Source organism: Streptomyces sp. NPDC044033 (assembly GCF_056434425.1).
Genome location: NZ_JBWKFF010000012.1, coordinates 88,253 through 112,704, shown reverse-complemented (window position 1 = coordinate 112,704; position 24,452 = coordinate 88,253). Strand labels below are relative to the sequence as shown.

General features: G+C 70.4%; 21 protein-coding genes. 15 read left to right on the top strand and 6 right to left on the bottom strand.

Annotation, left to right across the window (positions count from 1 at the left end; translation table 11 throughout):
* Positions 1-27 precede the first annotated feature (27 nt).
* The gene (locus AC07AB_RS21915) at positions 28-348 is read left to right on the top strand and encodes a hypothetical protein (protein WP_478569411.1); all 321 of its coding nucleotides are present in this window, start codon (positions 28-30) and stop codon (positions 346-348) included.
* A gap of 313 nt (positions 349-661) precedes the next feature.
* On the opposite strand, the gene AC07AB_RS21910 is transcribed toward AC07AB_RS21915, so the two are convergent.
* The 3 genes from AC07AB_RS21910 to AC07AB_RS21900 form a co-directional block, all read right to left on the bottom strand.
* The gene (locus tag AC07AB_RS21910) at positions 662-1,474 is read right to left on the bottom strand and encodes a hypothetical protein (RefSeq protein ID WP_478569636.1); all 813 of its coding nucleotides are present in this window, start codon (positions 1,472-1,474) and stop codon (positions 662-664) included.
* A 333-nt stretch (positions 1,475-1,807) separates the two neighbouring features.
* A complete protein-coding gene (locus AC07AB_RS21905; protein ID WP_478569409.1) occupies positions 1,808-3,028 on the bottom strand; it encodes an acetyl-CoA C-acetyltransferase in 1,221 nt (406 codons plus the stop codon).
* Between the two features lie 186 nt (positions 3,029-3,214).
* On the bottom strand, positions 3,215-4,225 hold the full coding sequence (locus tag AC07AB_RS21900; protein ID WP_478569407.1) for an SGNH/GDSL hydrolase family protein: 1,011 nt from the start codon (positions 4,223-4,225) through the stop codon (positions 3,215-3,217).
* 193 nt (positions 4,226-4,418) lie between these two features.
* Here AC07AB_RS21900 and AC07AB_RS21895 point away from each other — a divergent pair, with 193 nt between their 5' ends.
* The gene (locus AC07AB_RS21895) at positions 4,419-5,804 is read left to right on the top strand and encodes a cystathionine beta-synthase (protein ID WP_478569405.1); all 1,386 of its coding nucleotides are present in this window, start codon (positions 4,419-4,421) and stop codon (positions 5,802-5,804) included.
* A gap of 175 nt (positions 5,805-5,979) precedes the next feature.
* On the opposite strand, the gene AC07AB_RS21890 is transcribed toward AC07AB_RS21895, so the two are convergent.
* From AC07AB_RS21890 to AC07AB_RS21880, 3 genes are all read right to left on the bottom strand, one after another.
* Positions 5,980-6,801: a hydroxymethylpyrimidine/phosphomethylpyrimidine kinase family protein gene (locus AC07AB_RS21890; RefSeq protein WP_478569403.1), complete on the bottom strand. Its 822-nt coding sequence runs from the start codon at positions 6,799-6,801 to the stop codon at positions 5,980-5,982.
* Positions 6,802-6,926: 125 nt separating this feature from the next.
* Entirely contained in the window at positions 6,927-7,934 is a 1,008-nt protein-coding gene (locus tag AC07AB_RS21885; protein WP_478569401.1) for a thymidylate synthase, read from the bottom strand.
* A 108-nt stretch (positions 7,935-8,042) separates the two neighbouring features.
* Complete coding sequence (locus AC07AB_RS21880) at positions 8,043-9,035, bottom strand: aspartate/ornithine carbamoyltransferase family protein (protein WP_478569400.1); 993 nt, start codon at positions 9,033-9,035, stop codon at positions 8,043-8,045.
* A gap of 1,009 nt (positions 9,036-10,044) precedes the next feature.
* Here AC07AB_RS21880 and AC07AB_RS21875 point away from each other — a divergent pair.
* The 13 genes from AC07AB_RS21875 (at position 10,045) to AC07AB_RS21815 (ending at position 24,276) form a co-directional block, all read left to right on the top strand.
* Positions 10,045-11,313: a type III PLP-dependent enzyme domain-containing protein gene (locus tag AC07AB_RS21875; RefSeq protein ID WP_478569398.1), complete on the top strand. Its 1,269-nt coding sequence runs from the start codon at positions 10,045-10,047 to the stop codon at positions 11,311-11,313.
* A complete protein-coding gene (locus tag AC07AB_RS21870) occupies positions 11,298-12,404 on the top strand; it encodes a hypothetical protein (protein ID WP_478569396.1) in 1,107 nt (368 codons plus the stop codon). The genes AC07AB_RS21875 and AC07AB_RS21870 overlap by 16 nt, the downstream gene beginning before the upstream one ends.
* On the top strand, positions 12,401-13,234 hold the full coding sequence (locus AC07AB_RS21865) for an HAD family hydrolase (RefSeq protein ID WP_478569394.1): 834 nt from the start codon (positions 12,401-12,403) through the stop codon (positions 13,232-13,234). Before AC07AB_RS21870 ends, AC07AB_RS21865 begins: the two co-directional genes overlap by 4 nt.
* A 21-nt stretch (positions 13,235-13,255) precedes the next feature.
* Positions 13,256-14,341, top strand: coding sequence for a Gfo/Idh/MocA family protein (locus tag AC07AB_RS21860; protein ID WP_478569392.1), 1,086 nt, complete (start codon positions 13,256-13,258; stop codon positions 14,339-14,341).
* 83 nt (positions 14,342-14,424) lie between these two features.
* Complete coding sequence (locus tag AC07AB_RS21855) at positions 14,425-14,910, top strand: nucleoside 2-deoxyribosyltransferase (protein WP_478569391.1); 486 nt, start codon at positions 14,425-14,427, stop codon at positions 14,908-14,910.
* Positions 14,911-14,969: 59 nt separating this feature from the next.
* On the top strand, positions 14,970-17,057 hold the full coding sequence (locus AC07AB_RS21850; RefSeq protein ID WP_478569389.1) for an iron-containing redox enzyme family protein: 2,088 nt from the start codon (positions 14,970-14,972) through the stop codon (positions 17,055-17,057).
* 6 nt (positions 17,058-17,063) lie between these two features.
* A complete protein-coding gene (locus tag AC07AB_RS21845) occupies positions 17,064-17,984 on the top strand; it encodes a phosphotransferase family protein (RefSeq protein ID WP_478569387.1) in 921 nt (306 codons plus the stop codon).
* Positions 17,985-18,029: 45 nt separating this feature from the next.
* Entirely contained in the window at positions 18,030-19,148 is a 1,119-nt protein-coding gene (gene menC, locus AC07AB_RS21840; protein WP_478569385.1) for an o-succinylbenzoate synthase, read from the top strand.
* Positions 19,145-19,894, top strand: coding sequence for a thiaminase II/PqqC family protein (locus AC07AB_RS21835; protein ID WP_478569383.1), 750 nt, complete (start codon positions 19,145-19,147; stop codon positions 19,892-19,894). Before menC ends, AC07AB_RS21835 begins: the two co-directional genes overlap by 4 nt.
* Positions 19,895-19,914: 20 nt before the next feature.
* A complete protein-coding gene (locus AC07AB_RS21830; RefSeq protein ID WP_478569381.1) occupies positions 19,915-20,868 on the top strand; it encodes a cupin-like domain-containing protein in 954 nt (317 codons plus the stop codon).
* Positions 20,865-22,301, top strand: coding sequence for a dihydropyrimidinase (gene hydA, locus AC07AB_RS21825; protein ID WP_478569379.1), 1,437 nt, complete (start codon positions 20,865-20,867; stop codon positions 22,299-22,301). Before AC07AB_RS21830 ends, hydA begins: the two co-directional genes overlap by 4 nt.
* Entirely contained in the window at positions 22,298-23,461 is a 1,164-nt protein-coding gene (locus tag AC07AB_RS21820; RefSeq protein ID WP_478569377.1) for a hypothetical protein, read from the top strand. The genes hydA and AC07AB_RS21820 overlap by 4 nt, the downstream gene beginning before the upstream one ends.
* The gene (locus AC07AB_RS21815) at positions 23,458-24,276 is read left to right on the top strand and encodes an HAD family hydrolase (protein WP_478569375.1); all 819 of its coding nucleotides are present in this window, start codon (positions 23,458-23,460) and stop codon (positions 24,274-24,276) included. Before AC07AB_RS21820 ends, AC07AB_RS21815 begins: the two co-directional genes overlap by 4 nt.
* Positions 24,277-24,452 lie beyond the last annotated feature (176 nt).

Below are 24,452 nucleotides of genomic sequence, written 5' to 3'. Positions count from 1 at the left end.
TCGGCGGGCGGCGCATAGGCTCACGCCGTGGATGATCTGACGTCTCTGCTGACAGCCGTGGACTCTTTTGCCGACCGGCTGCGCGCCCTGCCGCAGTCCCGGCTGAGCAGGGGGGCCGCCGCCGAGGGGCTGGAGCTCGCGCGCGAACTGGCCGAACGCGCCCGGAGATTGGAGGAGCCGGATTCCCCGGGGCCCCGCGAGATGCCGGACGCGGGGCTGTTCGCGGCGGCCGACCAAGTGGCCGTCGCGGGGCACGATGCCGTGGAGGCGCTGCGCGGCGCCCCTGCCTGGGAGGTGGAGGACGCCCTCGCCAGCGTGGAGGCCGCGGCCAAACGGTGCGGCCTCTGAGGCCGCACCCGCGATTGAGGCCGCGCCTCCGACCGGGGGCCGTTTGCGAGCGCGGGCCGTGCCTTCGACCGGGGGCCGTTTGCGAGCGCGGGCGGCTCGGCCTGTGAGGTCTCCGGGCCCTGTGGGCCGGGCCGGGCGCGTTTGTGAGGGACCGCGTGCCGCTGGGGCGGAACACCGCCGGGGCCGTCCGCGCGGGCCGGGCGCTCGGCCCCGCCGCCGGATGGGCGGCGGCTCCTGCCGATGGATAGCGGCTGAGAGGGGCCCCTGTCGTGGATCGCGGAGGCGTCCAGGAGCGGCCCCTGCCGGTGGCCGGTCAGAGCGACGCGATGACCCGGTCCGCCAGGACGTAGACGCTCTCTCCGCCGCAGCCGAAGGTCAGGGCGTACGCGCCGGAGACCCCGGAGCCGCCGAGCAGGACCGGGGTGTCGCCCGAGCGCAGGGCGTCGGCCAGGCGCTCGGCGGTCTCCCGGTGGCCGGGGGTCATGCAGACGGTGGTGCCGTCGGTGAAGACGTACACGTCCAAGGTGCCCAGCGGGCCGGGGCGCACGTCGGCGAGCGGTACGCGGGCGTCGGCGAGCTCGGCGAGTCGGCCCACGGTGCGGTCGTGGTCGCCGATGGCCGGTACCGGGCTGAAGTCCGGGTGCGAGGGGTGCCGGCGGCGCGCGGCGGCGAGCTCCGGGGAGTCGGCGGCCTCGGATTCGGCGTCGAGCGCCTCGGCCTCCACCAGCTCGGCGTCGACCAGCGGTTCCAGGCCGGCGAAGTCGGTCTGGCGGGGCACGTACAGCTGGCTCTCCGGCTGGGCGTCGTCGCCGAGCCCCGGCAGGCCGCCGAGCAGCGACGGCGCGTCGGCGGCGTCGCGCGCCTCCTGGGCGGCCCAGAAGGCGCGGGCCTCGGCCAGTTCGCGTTCGCGCTCCTCGGCGAGCGCCTCCGTCACCGCGGCGCGTATCTCGGCGGTGGGCGTGGCGCGGGCCGGGGGGATCGCGGCGGCGGCGCTCCGGTCGGCGGCGGTGGCCGCCAGCTCGTCGCGCAGGGCGGCGATCTGGCGGCGCAGCCCGCGGGTGGTGTGCAGGGCGGCGGCACCGGCGGCCGTCGCGGTGGCCGCCGCCAACAGCAGGGCAAGGGACATGGCGCTCACTGACGACTCCCGGTTGCTATAGATCCCCCGAATTCCTACCTCAGCTTCGCGTGGTCTGCCCCTCGTCGTCAGTGCATAACGTCATGAACCGGACAGGCCCTAGGTCCGGGACGTTCGCCTTTCAACCACGCTGACCTGCGTAGATAGAAATCCCCCAGGAGATTGGTCACATCCTGGGGGAGATCTGTGCACAGTACGGGGCTCACGACCGGCGCGCGGACCGGCCGTCGCGCTGCGTGGCCGTACGGACCCGTGGGGGCACCGGCGCGGCCGGTGTCCGGGGGCCGGCCGCGCCCCGCCCGTAGCCGGACTTGTCGTCGCAGCTCAGCTGAGGCGTTCGACGACCATGGCCATGCCCTGGCCGCCGCCGACGCACATGGTTTCCAGGCCGAACTGCTTGTCGTGGAACTGGAGGGAGTTGATGAGGGTGCCGGTGATGCGGGCGCCGGTCATCCCGAAGGGATGACCCACGGCGATGGCCCCGCCGTTGACGTTGAGGCGGTCGAGGTCGATGCCGAGGTCGCGGTAGGAGGGGATGACCTGGGCGGCGAAGGCTTCGTTGATCTCGACGAGGTCGATGTCGCCGATGTCCAGGTTGGCCCGGCGCAGCGCCTGCTTGCTGGCCTCGACCGGACCGTAGCCCATGATCTCGGGGGAGAGGCCGCTCACGCCGGTGGAGACGATGCGGGCGAGGGGGGTGAGGCCGAGCTCGCGGGCCTTGGTGTCGGACATGATGACGAGGGCGGCGGCGCCGTCGTTGAGGGCGCAGCAGTTGCCGGCGGTGATCAGCCCGTCGGGGCGGAAGACGGGCTTGAGCCCCTGCACGCCCTCCAGGGTGACGCCCGCGCGCGGCCCGTCGTCCTTGCTGACGACGGTGCCGTCGGGGGTGGTGACGGGGGTGATCTCCCGCTCCCAGAAGCCGTTCTCGATGGCCTTCTCGGCGAGGTTCTGCGAGCGGACGCCGAACTCGTCCATGTCCTGGCGGGTGACGCCCTTGAGCCGGGCCAGGTTCTCCGCGGTCTGGCCCATCGCGATGTACGCGTCCGGGACGAGGCCGTCCTCGCGCGGGTCGTGCCAGCCCTCGCCGCCCGCTCCGGCGCGCGCGGCGGTACGGGCCTCCGCGTCGGCGAAGAGCGGGTTGTGGGTGCCGGGCAGGCCGTCGGAGGAGCCGTTGGCGAAGCGGGAGACGGTCTCGACGCCGGCCGAGATGAAGACGTCGCCCTCGCCCGCCTTGATCGCGTGCAGGGCCATGCGGGAGGTCTGGAGGGACGAGGAGCAGTAGCGGGTGACGGTGCAGCCGGGGAGGTGGTCCATGCCCATCTGCACGGCGACGATGCGGCCGAGGTTGTGGCCCTGCTCGCCGCCGGGCAGACCGCAGCCGAGCATCAGGTCGTCGATGTCGCGGGGGTCCAGTTCGGGGACCTTGGCGAGGGCGGCGCCGATGATGGTGGCGGTGAGGTTGTCGGGGCGCAGCTCCTTGAGGGAGCCCTTGGAAGCACGTCCGATGGGGGAGCGGGCGGTCGAGACGATCACGGCTTCGGGCATCACGGCTCCAGGGGCGAGAAGGTTTGCCGGCGCGTGGCGCCTGGTGCGGCGCGGCGGCCGGGCGACAGGCGGGCCTCTGGGGGAAGTTACCCGTCCGTACCGCCCGGGTCACTGCCCGCGCACTGTGACGCGGGCCTCTTTTCTAAGCGCTCGCTCAGCTTCCTTTCCTCTCGCGGCGGTTCCCCCTCACCCCGTGGCCGTACGCGCGTCCGCGTCCGCCTCCGACGGCAGCCGCCGCCGCTTGCGGTGCTTGAGTAGCGCCCACCGGCCGCGGGCCCCGGCGACCTCGGTGCCGCCCTCCGCGGCGGCCTGCGCCGCCGCCCGGGCCACCGGCAGAATGCCCTCGCGGCGCGCCTCGTCGGGGTGCTCCTCCTCCGCCGGCCACAGCCCGAGCGCCGCGCACAGCGTCGGCAGCACCGCCATGGCCGCGGTCGCGTACCCCTCCGCCGAGGGGTGGTAGTTGTCCGGCCCGAACAGCTCGCGCGGGTTCTCGGCGAACTCGGGGCCCAGCAGGTCGCCCAGCGAGACCGTGCGGCCGCCCTGCTCGATGACCCCGATGGTCTGCGCCGCGGCCAGCTGACGGCTCAGCCGCCGCGCCACCCAGCGCAGCGGCTGATACACCGGCTCGATCGTGCCCAGGTCCGGGCAGGTGCCGACCACCACCTCGCACCCCGCCTCGCGGAGTCTGCGCACCGCCTCCGACAGCAGCCGCACCGACCGGGCGGGCGGCATCCGGTGCGTCACGTCATTGGCGCCGATCATGATCACGCAGACGTCGGGGGCCGGCCCGGGGTCCGCGAGCAGCCGGGTGGTCTGCCGCTCCAGGTCGTCGGACTGCGCGCCGGGCACCGCCACGTTGCGCAGCGCCACCGGCCGCTCGGCGACCGCCGCGAGCCCCGTGGCGAGCAGCGCGCCCGGCGTCTGGCGCGGCCGGTGCACCCCCTGGCCCGCCGCCGTGGAGTCGCCGAGGAAGCCGAGCCGCAGCGGCGGCTGGTGCAGCCGGTGGACGAAGGAGGCGCCGTACCGGCCGTCGGCGCCGGGCGGTGGTTCGTGGCCGCCGCCGACGACCCGCTTCGCCAGCCGGACCTCGGTGAGCAGCAGGCCGACCGCCGCCCCGCCGAGCAGTCCGATTCCGCCGCCTCCGTAGGCCGCCGCCGCCGCGATCCGCCGCGCGACCCTCGCCCTCGACATCGACATAGGCCGGATCTCCTCCCGTTCCACCGCTCGGTGCCGGGCCGCCGCTACTGAGCGCGACCGCGACCGCACATCCTGCTAACAGGTTGTTGCCCCGAGCGGCGGTGCGCGCAACGCGACGTTCCGGTGAACGGATGCGCAATAGGCTGGTACTACGGGCACGCGACGACGGCTGCCCCCGACCGCGGAGACCACCGTGCAGTTTCACCATTCGATGATCGAGCTCGTCGGCAATACCCCGCTCGTCAAGCTCAACAGCGTGACCGAAGGTATTGAGGCGACAATCCTGGCCAAGGTCGAATACTTCAATCCGGGCGGTTCGGTGAAGGACCGGATCGCCGTGCGCATGATCGAGGCCGCCGAGGAGTCGGGCGAACTGCGCCCCGGCGGCACGATCGTCGAGCCGACCTCCGGCAACACCGGGGTGGGGCTCGCGATCGTGGCCCAGCAGAAGGGCTACAAGTGCATTTTCGTCTGCCCCGACAAGGTTTCCACCGACAAGATCAATGTGCTGCGGGCCTATGGGGCCGAGGTGGTGGTCTGTCCGACCGCCGTTGACCCCGAGCACCCGGATTCCTATTACAACGTGTCGGACCGGCTGGTGCGCGAGACGCCGAACGCCTGGAAGCCCGACCAGTACAGCAACCCCAATAACCCGCTGTCCCATTACCACTCCACCGGTCCCGAGCTGTGGGAGCAGACCGATGGGCGTATGACGCACTTCGTCGCGGGCGTGGGCACCGGCGGCACCATCAGCGGCACGGGCCGCTATCTCAAGGACGTCAGCGACGGCCGGGTCAAGGTCATCGGCGCCGACCCGGAGGGCTCCGTCTACAGCGGCGGCTCGGGCCGCCCGTATCTGATCGAGGGCGTCGGCGAGGACTTCTGGCCGACCGCCTACGACCAGTCGGTCGCCGACGAGATCGTCGCGGTCTCCGACAAGGACGCCTTCCAGATGACCCGGCGCCTCGCCAAGGAGGAGGGCCTGCTGGTCGGCGGCTCCTGCGGGATGGCGGTCGTGGGCGCGCTGGAGGTCGCGAAGCGGCTCGGCCCCGACGACGTGGTCGTCGTCCTGCTGCCGGACAGCGGCCGCGGCTATCTGTCGAAGATCTTCAACGACGAGTGGATGGCCGACTACGGCTTCCTGGAGGAGGGCGGCCCGACGGCCCGCGTCGCCGACGTGCTGCGGGACAAGGAGGGCGCGATGCCCTCGCTGGTCCACATGCACCCCGAGGAGACCGTCGGCGAGGCCATCGACGTGCTGCGCGAATACGGTGTCTCGCAGATGCCGATCGTCAAGCCCGGCGCCGGCCACCCCGACGTGATGGCGGCCGAGGTCATCGGCTCGGTCGTCGAGCGCGAGCTGCTGGACGCCCTGTTCGCCCAGCGCGCCTCGCTCGGCGACCCGCTGGAGAAGCACATGAGCGGCCCGCTGCCGCAGGTCGGCTCGGGCGAGCCGGTCGCGGACCTGATGGCCGTGCTGGGCACCGCGGACGCCGCGATCGTGCTGGTCGAGGGGAAGCCGAAGGGCGTCGTGAGCCGGCAGGACCTGCTCGCGTTCCTGGCGAAGACCGCCAAGTAGGAGGCGGAGGCCCGGCCCGGCAGGCGCTCAGGCCCGTCGGGCGGGCGCCTCGGGCCGCCGAGCGGGCGTGTCCGAGGCCGCGCCGTACGGGCACTGAGCGCCGCCAAGCCGCCGTACGGGCGCCGAGCGCAGCCAAGCCGCGGTTGAGCCCCGGCCCGCCCCGGCGGGTAGGGGCTCAGGGGCGGTGTGCGGGAACGCGTGGCCGGGGGGATCTCGGGGGCAGTCCCAGGGCGTCGACGGGATGCACCCCCCGGCCGACCGACGTCAGACCGTCGCGTACCGCTCCGGAAGCCAGCTCCGTCGCCTTCCGGACCGCCTCGGGCAGGGGGAACCCGTGCGCCCGCAACCCGGTGATCAGCGCGGAGTGCGCGCATCCCGCGCCGTGTTCGGCTCCGGTGCGGTGGTTCGGCCGGTTCAGACGCACCAGCGACCGGCCGTCGGCGAACCAGTCCCCGTCGTCCTCGCCGCCGGACGTCACGACAGCGGCCGCCGCGCCGAGATCGATCATCCGCTGGGCCAGCGTCCGCGTCCCGGCCGTCTCGTCACCGGTGAGCAGCCTGGCCTCCGCCACATTCGGGGTGATCACCTCGGCGAGAGGCAGGAGCGAACCGATCAGCTCGGCCCGGGCATCGGCGCCGGCCAGGTCGCCGCCCGCCGCACTGACCATGACGGGATCCAGGACGACGGGCACCCGCAGTCCGGCCAGCAGACCCGCGATGGCGACGATGTGCTCCGCGCTCCAGGCCGTCCCCACCTTCACGGCCCGCACCGCGAGATCGGCGCGTACGGCGTCGAACTGCGCGCGCACGAAGTCGACCGGCACGGGGTGCCGGCTCAGGACGCCCGTGGTGTTCTGAGCGGTCAGGCCGACGAAGACCGTCGCGGTGAAGCATCCGATGGAGGCCAGGGCCTTGATGTCCCCCTGGACCCCCGCGCCACCGCTGGAGTCGGAAGACCCGATGGTGAGGCATACCGGGGGCGCTGAGCTGTCTGTCACGTCGGTTCGACCCTTCGGGTGTCCGCCCGGAGCTCTCGGTGGCCGGTATCGGCCCCCACCCGCGCGTGAGTGGCGCGCGAAATGGCTCCAGGTCCGCTTACGTGGATATTGCCGCTCCGCCGCGACTACTTCTCCGCCGAGGACAACTGCTCGTGAACGCCCCAGCGGTTCTCCACGAGCCGGGCGTACAGCGGGCTGAGCACGTCGAGCAGTGCGCGGTCGACGGTGCCCGCGTGGCGCCACTGCGCGTGCAGGGCGAAGAGGGCCACGACATCGGACCAGTACTTCTCCAGCCCGAGACTGCTCACATCGTCCGCGCGAAGCGTCAGGCGCTGCGTTCGCAACGCCGCTTCCAGGGACAGGACTTCGCGGATCGCGGGCCAGTTGTCCCCGGCAGGCATCACCGGGAAGGGGTCGGCGCTGACCTGCTCCGCACTCGCGGCGAGGACCTTTTCGCAGAAGGTCTCATCGTGCTGGTACAGGTGGTAGGAACCGACGGTGTGGGTGTACGTGCCCAGTCGGAGCCCGAGCTGCGTGGCCAGTACTTCCTGGAGGAAGGTGAACGAGAACACGTCGCTCACGGTGCCGCGGTAGGCATCGTTTGCTCGCATGAAGGAGACGGCGTGCAAAGCCCCTTCACGGATCATGTACTGAAGGCCCAAGGTGCAGGCCACATCGATGTTGCCCTCGATGAGGAGCTCTTCCGGGGCGAATATCTGCATCACGGCACGCTTGGAGTCGGGGTCCTGCTGGAGCGTGCGGACGACGCTGTCCCATTGGTTGAAGCCTGCTCCGCCGCAGTTGAACAGCCGGGGCCCGTACGCGGTACCGGCCAGTCGGCGCCCGTCCGCCGAGTATTTCTTCATGGACGGCGCGTAGAACGAGATGAAGTCCAGTGAGTTGTCTCCGGACAAGTACCACAGCGACTCGGCGAAGTTGAAGACCAGGTTCGACTTCCGCTCGGGAATCCGTACGATCCGTTCCCGCGGGTTCGCGATCCGGTAGGAGACGCCGAGGATCTCCTGACTGTGGAACCCCCTTGGGGCATTGACGTACTCGGGTGATTCCCGTACCGCCAGAAGTTGATCCAGATAGGCAGCTTCGAATGTGGGGTAGCTCGCATGAGTTTGCATCTGGGAAACTCCTCGTGAACGGTCGTGGACCATCGACGCGACAGCCGGCGTCCGAGGGGGGACGGCCGGTGGTCTCATGAATCCCTCCTGTCTCCTCACCTCATGTCCTCACCCCAGTTCCCCGGGTTCGCGCCAGCGGACCCGGTCGAGCCTTCCGGCCACCGCCAGCAGCAGCGCCTGCCGCACGAAGACCGCCCCGTCCGCCTGGCTGAAGTAGAGGTTGTGCGGGGTGTCGTCCAGATCGGCGCCCAGTTCGCCCAGGCGCGCCAGCGGATGCATCACCAGGGCATGCGGCTTCAGGGGAGTGTCGCCGTCGATGCGGAACGCGGCGTCGAACACCTCGTACTCGGTGCCCACCAGAGTCAGCGAGTTCTGATAGACGACATCGAAGCGGCCCACGTGCTGCCGCAGGTCGGAGGTGCACAGCACGGGCAGGAGCGCGTCGCGCAACGCCTCTTCGAGCTCGGCGTCGAGCGGGTGCGGATCGTCCGAGACCACGGTGACGTCCCGCAGGATGTGCGGGAAGTGGAGCGCTCCCATCAGCAGGAAGCTGCGAAGCGCCCGCATTCTGCGGGGCGTGCCGACGACTCCCAGCGATATCCGCTGCTCGGGCGGCGCGTCCGCGCCGTGCAGGTGCGCACACCGCTTGAGCAGGGCGTACCAATCGGCCATCGCCTGCGTCGGATGCTCTTCACAACCGTTGCCGCCGTTGATCAGAGGAACGTTCAGCCGCGTCTTGCGGATATCGTCCAGCGCCGTATCGGAAGGGTGGCGGAGTACCACGATGTCGGCGTACGAGTTCAGCATGACTCCGGTGTCCGCGAGGCTCTCGCCTTTGCGGACGCTACTGACACGGCCGTCCGGCACGCTGAGCACGGAAGCGCCCAGCCGGTGTGCCGCACTCTCGAAGGAGAGGCGTGTGCGCGTACTGGGTTCGAAGAAGGCGGTGAGAACGACGATTTCCTCCAGTGCCCGGACCGCCCGGCGGCGACGGGACTGCAGATCCGACGCCAGCGCGAAGAGGGCGAGGAGCTGTGTTTGCGTCAGCTCGCGCACATGGAGGACGGACGCGCCCTCCAGCCCGTGCAGAGGTAAGTACACGCCATCATGACGTGGGAAAACGGCCGACTCCGCAGTAAACGAGAAGTTGGCAGGTCGCAGAGGATGGACCACGGAGATACCCCCGGATTACGCCGATCAGGCGCCGCAGAAATTCAACGAGACTGACCAATCCACGCACCCACAGCAACGAATGTGGGGCCTGATGCCTACTGACACCAAAGGTGCTGGAGTCATGACGCGCAAGCATATGAATGCGCCACGGGGGCGGCAAGGCCCGCCGATGCTAACTCGCCAAAGCGGGAACGGTTTTTGCGAGCGGGAATCATGGGCGACGCTCCTTGCGGAGGTGCGGCAGGAGGCGCTGCCGCCTCGCGCATGATCACTGAGTTTCCGCTGTTCAGACCGGAATGGACGGCGCTCGCGGCCGGTGTGCGGCGGCGTGCCGGCGCGGTATGGAGACGGCGGCGGCGCTGCCGCTCGGGCTGAACTCATAGTGTCCGTAACGCGTGATGCGCTATGGCGCTCGTGGTGCGAATGTGCCGTGCGGTGCAGGTAACTGGCGGAGCGACAGGTGAGGCGGCGGGGGCCGGCAATCCGGTAGGTCCACGGCATCACCGGAGCGGCCTGATTCGGCCACACGGGGAGCCGGTCTCCGAAGGCACCGCGGGTACGCTCCCCGGCCGGCCCGTCGCGGAAGAGGTTCTGACCTACAAGGGCCGCCCGGACGCCAACTCTCCCTTTGGTCGTACGCGTTGGCGGGCCTCGGGATCGGCGGGATGCGCGTCCGCGTCGCATACCGGCGAGACATCGTGTGGATCATGAAGTGCCGCGCCCTGTGGGGCTTCACACGTGCAACTCACGTGTCTCTAATCATGCTGTGACACAGCAGTTAACCCATGTATGTTTTCGCCCCAGGAGGAGTCAACTCCAACGCCTCGGCGATGACCGCCCCTTTGGGGAAGCCGGTCCCGCCGCGACGGTCCTGGACGATCTTGCCACGGGTTTTTCCTGACGCAACGCCAGATGGCGCGAAGTTCGCGCAAGGGGGGTGTACATCACGTCCGCGAGAAACTTCCTACTCCACCGTCGTGTACCAGACGGCCTTGACATCGAGACGCCGGCATATGTGTACGACCTGGGGTCCGTGCGGCGTGCACACACACGCCTGGTGGATTCGTTGCCCCAGCCCGCGGAATTGTTCTACTCGCTCAAGGCGAACCCGCATCCCACCGTGCTCCGGCAGATATGCTCGCTGGGCTGCGACGCCGAGGTGAGCTCGCCCGGCGAGCTGGACGCCGCCTTGCGGGCGGGCTTCTCCGCCGAGCGCGTCATCTACACCGGCCCCGGAAGACGGGATGCCGATGTCTTTCTGGCGGTGTCGAAGGGCGTGCGCCAGTTCTCGGTCGACTCCCCGCACGCGATGGATCAACTGGACCGGGCGGGGCGGGCGCAGCGCACTCGGCTCTCCGCCCTTCTGCGCATCAACCCGCCCGAGCCGCCTTCGGGGTTCGGGCTGGCGATGACGGGCGGGGCCTCGCAGTTCGGCGCCGACCTTTCCTGGGTCCTGGCGGACCCTCCGCTGTTCCGCGGCAGAGAGCATGTGGAGACCGCGGGGATCCACCTCTATATGGGAAGCAATCAGACAGACGAAACGAGGCTCCTCGACACTTTCGAGTACGGCCTCGACATCGTGGCGAAGGTGGAAGAACGGCTCGGCCACCCCCTGGCCATGGTGGACCTCGGCGGCGGATTCGGAGCGCCCTATGCCGTGGCAGGCGACCTTCCGCGGTTCGCGACACTCAGAGAAGAGCTGCACTCCCTGGTCGCGAAGAGGCTTCCCGAATGGCCGGCCGGCGAGCGCAGGCTGATCTTCGAGACGGGCCGCTATCTGACGGCCACTTGCGGCCGGCTGCTCACCAGGGTCCTCGACGTAAAGATTTCGCAGGGGCGCCGGATCGTGGTCCTCGACGCCGGGGTCAACCATCTCGGCGGCATGGCGGGGCTGGGGAAGGAGGCGCTGCTGGACCCCGAATTCGAGTTCACCGAGGAGGCCGGCGGACGCACGCGCACGGGAAGGGGGGACGACATCGTCAGCGGGCCCCTCTGCCATCCGCTCGACCTGTGGACGAGAACCGGATCCCTGCCGGAACTGGGCGTCGGGGACCTCCTTGCCGTACCGAACGTGGGCGCGTACGGCCTGCATTCCTCGCTGGCGCATTTCCACTGCCACCCCATGCCCCTGGAAGTGGTGGTGGACGGAGGCCGAGAAGTCGACCGCAGCAGGCAGCTGATGAGCCGTGAATGGTGTGGTTCATGATGCGCGGCGCCAGCCAGTGCCACATACAGCCGGACCCCGCCTCCTCCGGGACGACGTTCGTCGACGTCCCCGGGACCGGCACCTTTACCGTGATCATGCGCGATGACACGTCGTACTGCGTCAAGCGGTTGTACGGCCTGCTCACCCGCCGGAGCCCGGTCCCCCCGGAAGTCCTCGTACCCGCCCTGAAGCAGAGCTATTTCGACTTCCAGGAGGAGGTACGGGAAGCGTTCCGGAGAATGTCGGCGAAATCGGTCGACGTGGCCTTCCACCTGGTCGACGCGCATCGGCTGGAGCAAGCCGTACGGCTCCGCGGACGGCGGGACCGCATCATCAGCCTCGACCCGCTGATCGACCGGGGCGTCCACCCGCTGCGCGTGTCACGCGGATTCCTGATCGGCGGCAGCGAACCCGTGGGGATCGTCGCCGGGCAGCGGAGGCATCGCCCGATCAAGGAGCAGATGGGCGCGCTGGCCGCCGCCGGGCACAGCTACACGCTCATCGATGACGACATCATCACCGGCAGCACGGTCTCCTGGGTGATCCGGTCGCTCCACGACGCGGGGGTGCGGGTGCGCCGCGTCGTACCCGGCATCCGCGTGACGGACACCGGCCGGAGCAGCATCCAGGGGGTCCCCGTGGAGCCGGTTCTCCAGTACCGGACCGTGGGGGCCGGCGACCGCCGGGCCGTGGAAGTGGTCGACACGAGGAACTTTCTGCTGGGCCTGTCAGGGCTGGTCGTGCAATTGCCCGATGAGGAATGGGCCCGGGCTCCGTACTGGCTTCCCTTCGTCAGCACCTCCGTGCGTTCGGGCATCTCGCCCGAGTCCGACGAGGATTTCGCCGTCTGCATGCTGGTGGCGAACACGAATTTCTTCAGCCGCGTCGGACAGCTGCTGGGGGCCCCGGTCCAGATTCTGGATCTTCACCCGATGGTCCGCCGCCTGCTGCGTTCGCTGGCGGTCGCCGACCCCCATGAGACGGTCGTCGCCGTGCTGGAACGGCTCATGGGCCAGATGGACGACTGGCTCGACCTCATGCACAAATGGAAGATGTCCGGCCTCAGCGCGTCGACGGGATCGTTCACATGAACGGTGGCCGGGACGACCGGATCGACACGGTGTTCCTCGACGTCAACGGCACTCTGGTGCCCTCCGTTCCGCACAGCGGTGGGGCGGACCCCCGGGCATCCGCGGAATTCCGGCAGGAGGTGCGGGTGCTGCGGTCGGCCGGAGTCCGCATCGGCCTGTGCTCGGATTCCCCGCTGGAGCAGCTCTGGGAATTCGGGCACGCCATCGGGCTCGGGACGCCGCCGGGGTTCCCGGTCATCGCGGAGAACGGGAACGTGGTGGCCGACGGCGCCGTGCGCGTCATGACGCCTTTCCCCCGCGGGAACGCGATCGCGGAGCGGGTGGCTGAGCTCGCCCGCGAGTTCGGGCTGCGCCAGGTCGCGGACGTACTGGCCCCCGAATTCGGTGGCGCCGCGCCCGTCGCCCGTGAGTGGGGTTTCGGAGCGAACCGCCGCGCCTCGCTGAGCCTCTTCGGGCCCGCCGATTTCATCGAATCGGTTGATCGGCACCTCATGGAGTGGGCTCTCCGGGACCGGATGGAACTGTCCGTCGATATCAGTCCGAAGCGCACGTGCGCGGGGGTGCATCCCTACTCCAGGACGCGGCTCGGGAAGCGCAGGACCTTCGCCGGCCTGGCCGCGGAGGGCCGGCGGAACATCCTGATGGTCGGAGACTCGGCGGCCGACTGGATACCGGAAGTGCCGGGTGTGAGAAGCGCGTTCGTCGCGCATGCCGACATTCCGGCGGCAGCCGTGACAGGAGCGTGGCACATCTCGGACGATCCCGGACTCGCGGGTGTCATCGACATCCTCAGAAAAGTGACCGTGCTGAAGCTCGACCGGCATGGATAGTTGACGGAGAAGGGGGTCTGCGTGCATCGAATCCGAGTGGGCGTACTGGGCTGCGGCATGATTTCCCAGCTGATGCACCTGCCGTATCTGGCCGAATTGAGTGATCGCTTCGACGTGGCGGCCGTCTGCGACCGCTCCCTGGATCTTGCGGAATCCGTGGCGAACCGTTTCCATGTTCCCCGGGCCTACTCCTCGCTGCACGACATGCTGGCGGAATCGACGGACCTTCACGCGGTTCTGGTCCTGAACTCCGACCACGTGGAATCCATACTGACGTCCGTACGGCTTGGGAAGCACGTATTCACCGAGAAGCCCCTGGGCTACACCCTCGCGGAGACCGAGGAGGTGGCCCGCGTCTCCGAGCATGCCGGGGTCGAGGTGATGGTGGGCTATATGAAGCGTTTCGACAGCGGGGTGCGGCGCGGCCTCGCGGAAATCGCCGGGATAGCCCGCCCGCTGGCATCGCGCATCGACATCGTGGTGGGTCCGGACTACGGAAACTGGATCATTCCCGAGCTGACCCGGATCACACGGTCCGGGAGTCCGCGGCCCGGGGAGGACACACGTCGCGGCAGAGTCGAGGGGGAGCTCAAGAATTCACACGCCTACGCGCTCGACGCCTATATGGACATGTTCGGAGTCTGGAGCCACGACATCAATCTGTACCGTGCCGCCTTCCCGGAACACCCCGCTTCGATCAAGGCGCACACCTCCCGGGACGGGAAACTCCTGACCGCCTCCCTGCAGTACGCCGACGGCTTCCAGTGCTCCTTCCTCGGAGCCTCCACCTCGGTGCGCCGCTTCGAGGAGAGCCTCACGGTGTGGGGCGACGACCGTACGGTACGGATCGATGTATCCAACCCGTTCCTCCGCGATACACCCTCGGTCGTCAGGGTCTGGCGTGACGATCCCGAGCCCGCACCAGGGGATGCGAGAGGAAACGCGGTCGAGGAAGTCATCACAGGAACGCATGAAGAGGCTTTCAAAGCGCAGCTGAAACATTTCCATGAGTGCGTGACCACTGGCAGCCGTCCTCTCACCGATGTGCGCGACGCGGTGCTGGACACCCGTTTGATGATCGACATCGTGCGTGCGGCGGATCAATAACCCTTTGCGATCGCAGCTCGACCAGATCTTCGCCACCGCAGGAACCGTGACAGCGGACCACCGACAACGGAGGCACTACCGACATGGACACCAAGATCGAGACAGTCTTCGTCGCCGCGCCCTTCTGGGCCTACGTCGACAAGGAGACCGGCGAGTTCGACACCGAGGCGTTCGAGACGATCAACCGGATCCTCAAGCACTACGACGGCAAGGGCTGCGTCGTGCACAACGCCCACCGGCGGGAGAAGTGGGGCCAGGCGTTCCTGGAGCCCGAGCAGTTCACGGTGCTGGACTACGAGCAGATCTGCTCGTCCGATGTGATCGTCGCGGCGCCGGGGAGCCCGGCGTCGCCCGGCACGCATATCGAGATCGGGTGGGCGTCGGCCAACAAGGTGCCGATGGTGCTGCTCCTCGAAGAGGGCAAGGAGTACGCCGGTCTCATCATGGGGCTCGACGCGTGCGCACCGGTGAAGATCCTCAGGTTCACCGACCAGGTGGACCTCGACGTTCTCGACGCCGCGGTCGAGGACGTCCGGGCGGCGGCCCGGACCGCCGGCGCGGTCGGGTGACCGCGGGGCGCCGCCGACGCGATACACGACATGGCCTGATCACACACAGAAGGTTGGCGATGGGATCACTGACCGGGCTGTACCGGGGGCTGGGAGTCATGGAGCCCGCGCCCGACGAGCTGGCGCGCGCGGAGCGCTTCCTCGACGGGCTGATCGAGGCGCCGCCGTTCCCGGCCGGCGAACTGGACACACTCGAACGTGAACTCCGCGAAGGGGCACCGGAGTTCACGGACCTGGGGCCGGACGAGATCCGGGTGGTCGCCGCGGCCGCCGCCCGGCAGCTGGCCCTTCTGGCCGACCGGGACGGCGTATGGCTGGGCCCGTTCGCCCGCGCCCCGTTCTGCCATCTGCCGACCGGCGCACGCCTCGCCGAACTGAGCCACGCGTACCGCTTCGCGCCCGGCCGGCAGGGGCGGCTGCCGAAGGCGACCGAAGGTCTGCTGCGCGAGCTGGGGAAGCCGAGCGGCGACGTCGGCAGCGATGCCTACCTGCGGTCCCTGCGGCTGGAAGAGGCGGCGTACCTCCTGCCCGACCTCCTCCTCGCGCTCGCGAACTCGCCGTACCGCTATACGCCCGAGCTGCTGGCCGTCGTCGAACCGACCCTGACCGGCGCGCTGTACGCCATTCCGGACTGGATCTCCGCCTGCCTCGCGGCGGTCGCGGACGACACCGAGGGCGTCCAGTGGCCCGCACCGCAGTGGAAGCGGCCGGCCGAGGTGGCGCCGGACGTCGACGCGGCGCTGCGCGAGTTCGCCGACTCCGGTCTCGCCGCGGACGGCGCCCGGCGTTTCCAGAGGTTCGCGCGGCTGCTGGACGACGCCATCCGCCTGCACCGGGCCGAGTGGGAGCGGATATGCCTCAACGCGCTGCGGGCGCCGGAGTCGGCCATGCGGGACCTCGTGGAGCGCAAGACACCGTCGGCGCGCCACGCGCACGGCACGTCCGCGCTGCACGGCACCCCGCTGGACACGTACTTCGACCGGTCTCCCGAGGGGAGCCAGGACCTCCTGGACGCGCTCGCCACGTCGAACTGGATCGTGGCCGGTGCGCCCGACCAGAGCCCGTTCCTCACGGCGCTCACGCCAGCGCACGCCCCGATGGGCAAGATCTTCAGCGTCGAGGACATCGCCGTCATCCGGCGCTGGATCACCTGGCTCGCCGCCCCCGGCGGCGACCGGGTGGTGCCCGCGCCGTCCCTGTCCGTGTCCGGCGCCGGCCGGTCCCAGGACGATCCGGTCCCCGCCGCGTTCGACGGCCCGCGGACACGGGAGCTGTTCCACGACCTCGTCATGGGACACGACCGGGCCAAGACCGTCCGCCGGGCCGGTGCCTTCGTCGAGTACTGGCTGGACGAGGCGGAGCGGATGGAGAAGCCGGTGTTCACCTGGGAACTCCCCGAGCGCTACGACGCCGAGGAGTTCCCGGAGTGGATGCACATGACCTACCAGGCCATGGCGTCGGCCCCGGTCTCGTCGGTGACCGACGGCGGCCGGTCCCACCACGACCGCAGCTTCCACGGGGCGGCGGACAACCTGGTCGACGGCGCGTGGTTGCAGGGGCTGACCCGCAGCGTCGTGCTGTCGGGCAGCGAGCGGCTGCTCTACGACATCTACTGGGACGAGATCGGCAACGGCAAGCCCGGCCACAGCCACGGCGTGCTGTACGAGGACCTGCTCGCCGGACTCGGCTACCGGCTCCCCAAGTTCTGGACCAGGGAGTTCGTCGATGACGTCGACTTCCTCGACGAGGGCTTCCACGCCCCGGTGTTCCGGCTGGCCATCTCGGAGTTCCCGGCGAGCCGGCTGCCGGAGATCGTCGGCGTGAACATGGTCTGCGAGTTCCATGGCCTGGGCACCGCCGGGATCTCGAAGGCCGACGGCCTGACCGGTCTCGGGTACGACACGAGCTTCACGCGGCTGCATATCGCCGACGACAACGTGGAGATGGGACATTCGGCCAAATCCCGGGACGCGGTGGTCTTCCTCATGGCGGAGGCGGCGCGTCTCGGCGTCACCGACCTCGTCTGGGAACGGGTCCGGCGGGGCGCGACGGCCATGCGCATGGCCTACGTTGTCCTGATGCAGGGGCGGCTCCAGATCGCTCCGACGCAGGTCCCGACCCATCTTTCCCAAGCAAACAGCAGGTGATTTTCCATGTCCACCGATACCGCGAACACGATCCGGGACATCCTGGGAAGGGAGTGTCCGGACAGCCGGGTCACCTCGGTCCGCCCGCTCGACAAGGGCTACACGAGCAAGCAGTGGGTGGCCGAAACCGATGAGGGACCGCTGCTGGTCAAGGTGCCGCAGCGGGAGCCGGACCCCGAGCACCTGCGGCGGCTCGTAGCCAATGCCAAGGTGGCGGCGGAACACGGCATCCCCGTGGTGCGGTATCGGCGGCTGGTGGAGCACGAGTCGTCCATGGGCGGCCCGTTGCTCATCCAGGAGTACGAGGAAGGCGACGCCGCGGGCGAGGTGTGGGAAACCCTCGGCCTCGACCAGCGGATGGCGCTGGTCAAGGACCTCGGCGAGGTCATCGGGCGGCTGCACGCCATCAGGGGGCCCCACTTCGGGGACGTGCTGGGCGGCCCCGCTGTGCCGTCGCTGAAGGAGTCGGTCGAGGCCGAGGTGGAGGCGCTGATCCCGGGGGCCGAGCTCTCCCTGATCGGCGACGCCGACGCCCTCCGGTCCGCGATCGGCGCCGCCGTGGCGGGGCTGGAGGAGTCGGCGAGCGTCCCGGCCCTCACCCACGGCGATCTGTGGCTGCCGAACTTCCTGGTGCGCGACGGGCGGATCAGCTGCGTCCTCGACTTCGAACACGCCACGTACGCGGACCGGTTCCGTGACTTCGGCAAGCTCGACGAGCACCTCTTCGACGCGTTCGGAGCCGGCCGCGAGGTCTTCCTCGCGTCCTACGACGCGGCGTGTCCGATGCCGGCCGACTGGGAGCGGCGCATCGATCTCGGACAGGTGCTGCACGCGCTGAACATGCACGTCTACTTCCGGCGCTGGAGCCCGCAGTGGGCGCCGCAGTACGCGGAGCAGGCCAAGAAGTGGCTCGCGAGCCGTTCGTGAGCTGACCGGTGAGGCCCCCTGGGGCCGGACAGCGGAAAGGAGCCCATGCAGATCGATTCCGCGCGGGTGTTCATGCTGCGCATGCCGTTGAAGGAGCCCTGGAAGACGTCGTTCGGGGCGCAGTCCGACATCGACACCGTGCTCGTCCGGCTCACCAGCGGGGAGACGGCCGGGTGGGGCGAGGCGGCCCCGGGCACCTGGCCGCTGTTCTGCGGGGAGTGGGGACGGCCGACGTACACGCTGGTGCGCGACTACCTGCTCCCCCGCCTGGCCGGGGCCACCGTCGACGACATCGGTGGGCTGACCGGTCTCTTCGCGGAGATCCGGGGCAACACCTTCGCCAAGGCCGCGATCGAGACGGCCTGGTGGGCGCTGCGCGGCTGCATCGAGCGGCACCCGCTCAGCTCGTACGTAGGCGGGACCCGCTCGACGGTGCCGGCGGGCGCGGACTTCGACATCCACGCCGACACGGACGAACTGCTGGCGAAGATCGCGGACGCGGTCGGCTCCGGCTGTCCTCGGGTCAAGCTGAAGATGGGCCGGCGGACGGAGATCGACCAACTCAGGCAGGTGCGGCGCGCGTTCCCCGATGTCACCCTGCACGTCGACTGCAACGCGACGTTCGGCAGGGACGACATCGACCGCCTCGCGCTGCTGGACCCGCTCGGCCTGGCCATGATCGAACAGCCCCTGGGCGCGGACGACTTCCTCGGCCACGCCGAACTCCAGCGGCGTCTGGACACCCCGGTCTGCCTCGACGAGTCGGTCCGCTCGCGGCACGACCTGGAAGTCGCGCTGGAGCTCGGCAGCTGCGGGTTCGTCAACGTCAAACCCGGACGCGTGGGCGGGCTGCGCGCCGCCGCCGACATCGGGGAGCTGGCGGCGCGGTCCGGCATCGGCGCCGTCGTCGGCAACATGCTGGAAAGCCCGGTCGGCGCGCAGGTGTGCCTCGCGCTCGCGTCGTGCGAGTGGGCGACGTATCCGGCGGACCTCTTCGCCTCCGAGCGGTTCTTCCCGACACCGCTCGCGGCGCACGACATCGTGTCCCCACCCGGCAGGGAGTGGGAGTTCACCGTGACCACGGCACCGGGAAACCCGGCCGTCCCGTTCGACGACGTGCTGTCGCGATGGCTGATCGCCGACAGCGGAGAGGTGACAACGTGAGCGCCACCGACACCGACGCAACTGTGCCGACCACCTTCACCGACCAGTGCCGGGAGGCGATGACGGCCGGCTGGGAGGCGTACGAGAACCACCCCTGGCTGACCGACCTGGAACAGGGGCGGATGACCACCGAGCGGTTCCTGGCCTTCCAGATCGACGACGCGCCGTTCATCCCCTATATCCACCGCACGCTGGCACTCGGGCTGACGAAGTCCCCGACGGGCTCCGCGTGGTCGAGGACGACGGCGAACCTGCTCTCCGAGTACTTCGTCACCGAGGAGACCGGTTTCAAGCGGTCACTGGTCGAGAGCCTGGGACAGACCGTGGTGCGCTTCGACGCGGGGGCGCTGACGCCGGCCCGCGAGGCGTACGCCAACCACATGCTGAAGACGGGGCTCGACGGCGGCATCGGCGAGATAGCCGCCGCGCTGTATCCGTGCGCGATGTTCACACGGGTCGTCGGGGAGCGGTTCAAGGGCGTCGACATCCAGGGCCCGCCGGCCTTCGGCGCCTGGGCCCAGTACTACGCGAACAAGGCGGGCAGCGCGATGGCGGAGGCCCACGCCGCGGTGATGGACGAGTGCGCGACCACCGCGGAGGCCCGCGAGAAGATGATGTTCGCCTACGCGCGGAGCCTGCAGCACCAGATCCGCGTCTTCGACGCCGCGTACGAGAGCCATCCCGGCTGGCCCGCGACGGGATGGGCGGCCGCGGACGCCACCATCGACGCGAAGACCGCGCTGTGACCGCCCGGGAGGCTACGCGCGTGGACGCGCTGCCGGTGCGCGGCGGGGCGGACGGCCGGCCGATGCTCGGAGAGACGCCGCTGCTCATCACCGGGGTCGCCGAGCGGTGGGCGTGCTGTACGGACTGGAACCTGTCGTCGCTCACGCGGCGGATGGGCGATGTCGAGGTGGCCCCGTTCGTGACCGGGGAAGCGTCGCGCAACACCGTGCTCAAGCAGGTCAACGCCACCAAGACGATGACCTTCGGCGAAGCCCTCGCGCACCTCTTCGGGGAGCGGCGGATCGTCGACGGTTCGCTCTACCTCCGCATCGGGGCCGCCGAGAGCGGTTATGAGGAACTGGCACGGGACTTCACGGTCCCCGATGTCGGCGCCGAGTACCGGCCCGAGGCGACCGGGGTCTGGTTCAGCCAGGCGGGGAACGTGACACCCGGACACCACGACTGGTGGCACAGCTTCCTGATCCAGGTACGGGGTGCGAAGCGCTACACCCTCGTCCACCCGCTCGACACCGTGAACCTCCAGTCGGCATGGCAGGACGACGAGCGCTACGACCTGGCGCCCGCGCCGGGGCTCAGCCTCGCGGACCAGCCTGACTGGTCCGGCGAAGTGCGCTACGAGGGGGTCCTGTCCGCGGGCGAGATCCTGTACATCCCGCCGTTCTGGGTCCACGAGGTCGAGACCCTGACCGACGGCAACATCTCCATCCCGATGCGCTTCTCGACCACCCAGTCGGTCTCCTCGGACCTGCACCAGCTCAGCCAGAACGGCCTGCTGCGCGACGTCACGAACCGTCCGACCCGTGACGTCGGCGCGATCACCGAGCTGCTGCGGCGCAACCGCGCGGATTTCCTCGCGCGCGAGAGGGCCTTCCTCCGCGTGCTCGCCGAGGCGCGGGAGATCGACATAGACATCGACATCGACGCCGACCCGTGGCCGGCGGACCTGCGACACGACGAAGGCGGGATCCGATGACGACACTGGCCATCCGCGGCGGCACCGTCCTGACCGCGTCCGGACCACACACCGTGGACCTGGTGGTACGCGACGGCCGCATCGACGCGTGGCGCGCGCCGGGCACGGTGACGGACGCCGACGAGGTCATCGACGCCACGGACATGCACGTGGCTCCGGGCTTCGTCGACGTGCACACCCATCTGGAGACCGTGGTCGCCGGAGTCTCGACCGCGGACGACTTCGCCTCGGGCACCAGGGCGGCGGCGTTCGGCGGCACCACCGCGGTCGTCGACTTCGTCCGCCAAGGACCCGGTGAGGACCTGCTCGACCGGCTCGCCGACGCGAGCGAGCGGGCCCGCGGGCGGTGCGCGATCGACTACGGATTCCACCAGATCGTGGGCGACGTCAACGAGGCGTCCCTCGCGCGGTTACCGCGGCTCGTGGCGGCCGGTGTGCCGAGCATCAAGCTCTTCATGGCGTTCCCCGGCGACCTCTACAGCGATGACAGCCGGCTCCTGGCCGCGATGGAACGCGCCGCGGAACTCGACATCACGGTGATGGTCCACGCGGAGAACGGCCTGGCCATGGAGTTCCTGCGGGAGCGGGCCAGGGAGCGCGGCCACCTGTCCCTGCCGTGGCACGCCAGGACCGCGACACCGGCCATCGAGGGCGAGGCCACCCGCCGCGCCATCTTCCTCGCCGAGCTCGCCGGCATGCCCACGCTCTACTTCGTCCATGTCTCCTCCGCCGAGGCGCTGGACGCGATAGCCGACGCCCGCAGGCGCGGGCTCCCCGTCTTCGCCGAGACCTGCCCGCACTACCTCTATCTGGACGTCGCGGAGCTCGACCGGCCGTGGGAGGAAGGCGCCGACTTCGTGTGCGCGCCGCCCCTGCGCACCCAGGAGCACCGCGACCGGCTGTGGTGGGCGCTGTCGGCAGGCGACCTGTCCGTGGTGTCGTCCGACCACTGCCCGTTCTGCCGGTCCACCTTGTTCCCGGCCGAGCAGCGCGACTTCACGAAGCTGCCCGGCGGCATCGCGGGCATCGAGTACCGGGTGCCCCTGCTCTACGACGCCGCGCTCCGCGGGAAGATCCCCCTGTCCCGGTTCGTCGATGTGACCTCCACGTCCCCCGCGCGCCTGTTCGGCATGGACCCCGACAAGGGGTCGCTCGCGCCGGGTGCGCACGCCGACATCACCGTCCTCGACCCGCGAGGTATGACGCGCACCGGCCCGTCGGATCACCATATGCGGGTCGACCACTCGGCGTTCGAGAGCCTGACCCTGCGGGGGAGCGTGCACGCCGTCTTCCTCCGGGGGCAGCCGCTGGTCCGCAAGGGGCGGTGGGTGGGGCCGGAGGCCGACGGCCGGTTCGTGCCCCGACGGCAGGGCACGGACCTCTACGACCGGCGCGCGCTGCCGGGCCGGGGCGACAGTGCGGTGAGCGGATGAGCACCGTCGTCGCCCTGACCCCGGAACTGGCCGGCCGTTCGCTCGACGCCGTCCACGGAATGCTCAAGGAGCGCGGTCTCACGGTCGCGACCGACACCGGGCTCTTCGCCGCCACGGACGCCGCCCCGGCCGAGGAGGTCCTCACCAATCTCGTCCGCAGGACGCGGGACCACGACGTCCTGGTGGTGCCGCTGCCCGACCCGTGGCGGTGGTCGGCCGTGCTCGACCGACTGCTCGGAGCCGGCTTCCGGTTGCTGGCCCGCGCGGACGGGCCGTCCGCACCGGGCCTGATGTACGGCCTGGCCGACTTCGTGGTCTCCCCGGAGGACGACGGCCGGCCGGGGCTGGAAGCCGCGGTGGCGACGCTGGCCGGCGGCCCGGAACTGCGGCCGAACCGGTACGAGCACGCGATGTTCCTCGCGGAGGGCCAGGCGGGCAGGTCCGCGGGGATGCGCGGCGGCGTCGGCTGCGCCCTCATCGACGAGGTGGGGGACGTGATCGCGCTGGGCACCAACGAGGTGCCGCGCGCGGGCGGCGGTCAGTACTGGGCCGATTCCCCCGATGACGCCCGTGACCTGCTGGACGGAGCCGACCCGGCGCACGAGGCGAAGGTGGCGCTGGTCCGCGCGGTGCTCCAGTTCGCCGAGGCGGACCAGGGCGAGAGGCTCGGCGATCTCCCGGCGCTGGCCCGCCGCTTCGTCGTCGACCTCGACAGCGGGGCGGGCAACGACAGCGTCGCGCGGGCACTGGAGAGCCTCGGCCGGGTGGTCCACGCCGAGCTGGCGGCCCTGGCATCGGCCGCCCGGCACGGCGCCGGCGTCGTGGGCTCGGAAGCCGTGGTCACCCGGCCTCCGTGCCGGCAGTGCCTGCGCCAGCTCATCGTCACCGGGGTGTCGGAGGTCCGCTTCCTCGGGCCCGCCGACTCCGCCCGCTACCCGTTCCACGCGGACGCCCTCACACTCGACGGCACAGCACCGGACAAGGTGCGGGTCACCCCGTTCAGCGGGGTCACACCGCGCGGCTACGGCAAGGCGTTCGGGCGGCGGCCCGGCCGGTCCGCACCCCTGGTGGCGGCGCTCGTGAAGGCCATGGACGACGCCGGGGACGCCTCCTCGGTACCGCTGGCCCCGCTCATGCGCGTACTCCTGGAGTCGGTGTGAGGGGGCGGCCGCGCCTCGTGGCGCTCGACATCGACGGCACCCTCCCGGCCTGGACCGAAGCGCGGGAGGCGGCACCCGAGCCGGCCGGCAGCAAGATCCTCAAAGCGCTGCGGGCCACCCTGGACGCGGGTACCGAGGTCGTACTCTGCTCCGGCCGCTCGCCGCTGGGCATGACGCGCGTCGCCGACCGCCTCGGCCTGTACGGCCAGCGCGGCGAGCGGCTGTGGATGGTGGCGAGCAACGGCGCGGTGGTGTGCCGTTACGCACCGCTGGAGTTCGCGCACCAGGAGACGTTCGACCCGGCACCGGCGGTGCGGGCCTTCCTCGACCGGCGCCCGTCGGCCCTGGTCGCGGTCGAGTACGAGGGCGGCTACCGCGTCACCGCGCCGTTCCCCGCGGGCGAGCTGCCCGGTGAGACGGTCCTCGCCGGTCTCGACGACCTGCTCGCCCGTCCGGCCGGCCGGGTGATCGTCCGCGACCCCGCGGCGACCTCCGAGGAGTTCGTGCGACTGGCGGGCGAACTCGACCTGACGGGCGCGGACCACGTCGTCGGCTGGACGGCATGGTTGGACCTCACGCCCGTCGGCGTCTCCAAGGCGTCGGGGCTGCGCCATGTCCGTACCGGACTCGCTCTGAGCGGCGCGGATGTGCTCGCCATCGGGGACGGGCGCAACGACATCGAGATGTTGCGCCAGGCCGGCCGCGGAGTCGCGGTGGCGCAGGCCCCCCAGGACGTCCGCGACGCCGCCGACGCGGTCACGGCGGCGGCGGAGGACGACGGCGTGGCACTCGAACTGGAGCGGTGGTTCGGTTGACCGACGCGGCCGGATCGCCGGGAACCTGCGGCGACGGGGGTTCGAGGGACACCGACGCCCGCGTGACGCACGGCGACTGTTTCGGATGGGCGGGGTGGAGCGAGGGTGGTGCATCGCGTGGCACGGGCGGCGACGGATTACGGCACGGGACGGAGCGGCCCGCGGAGATGGCCGCT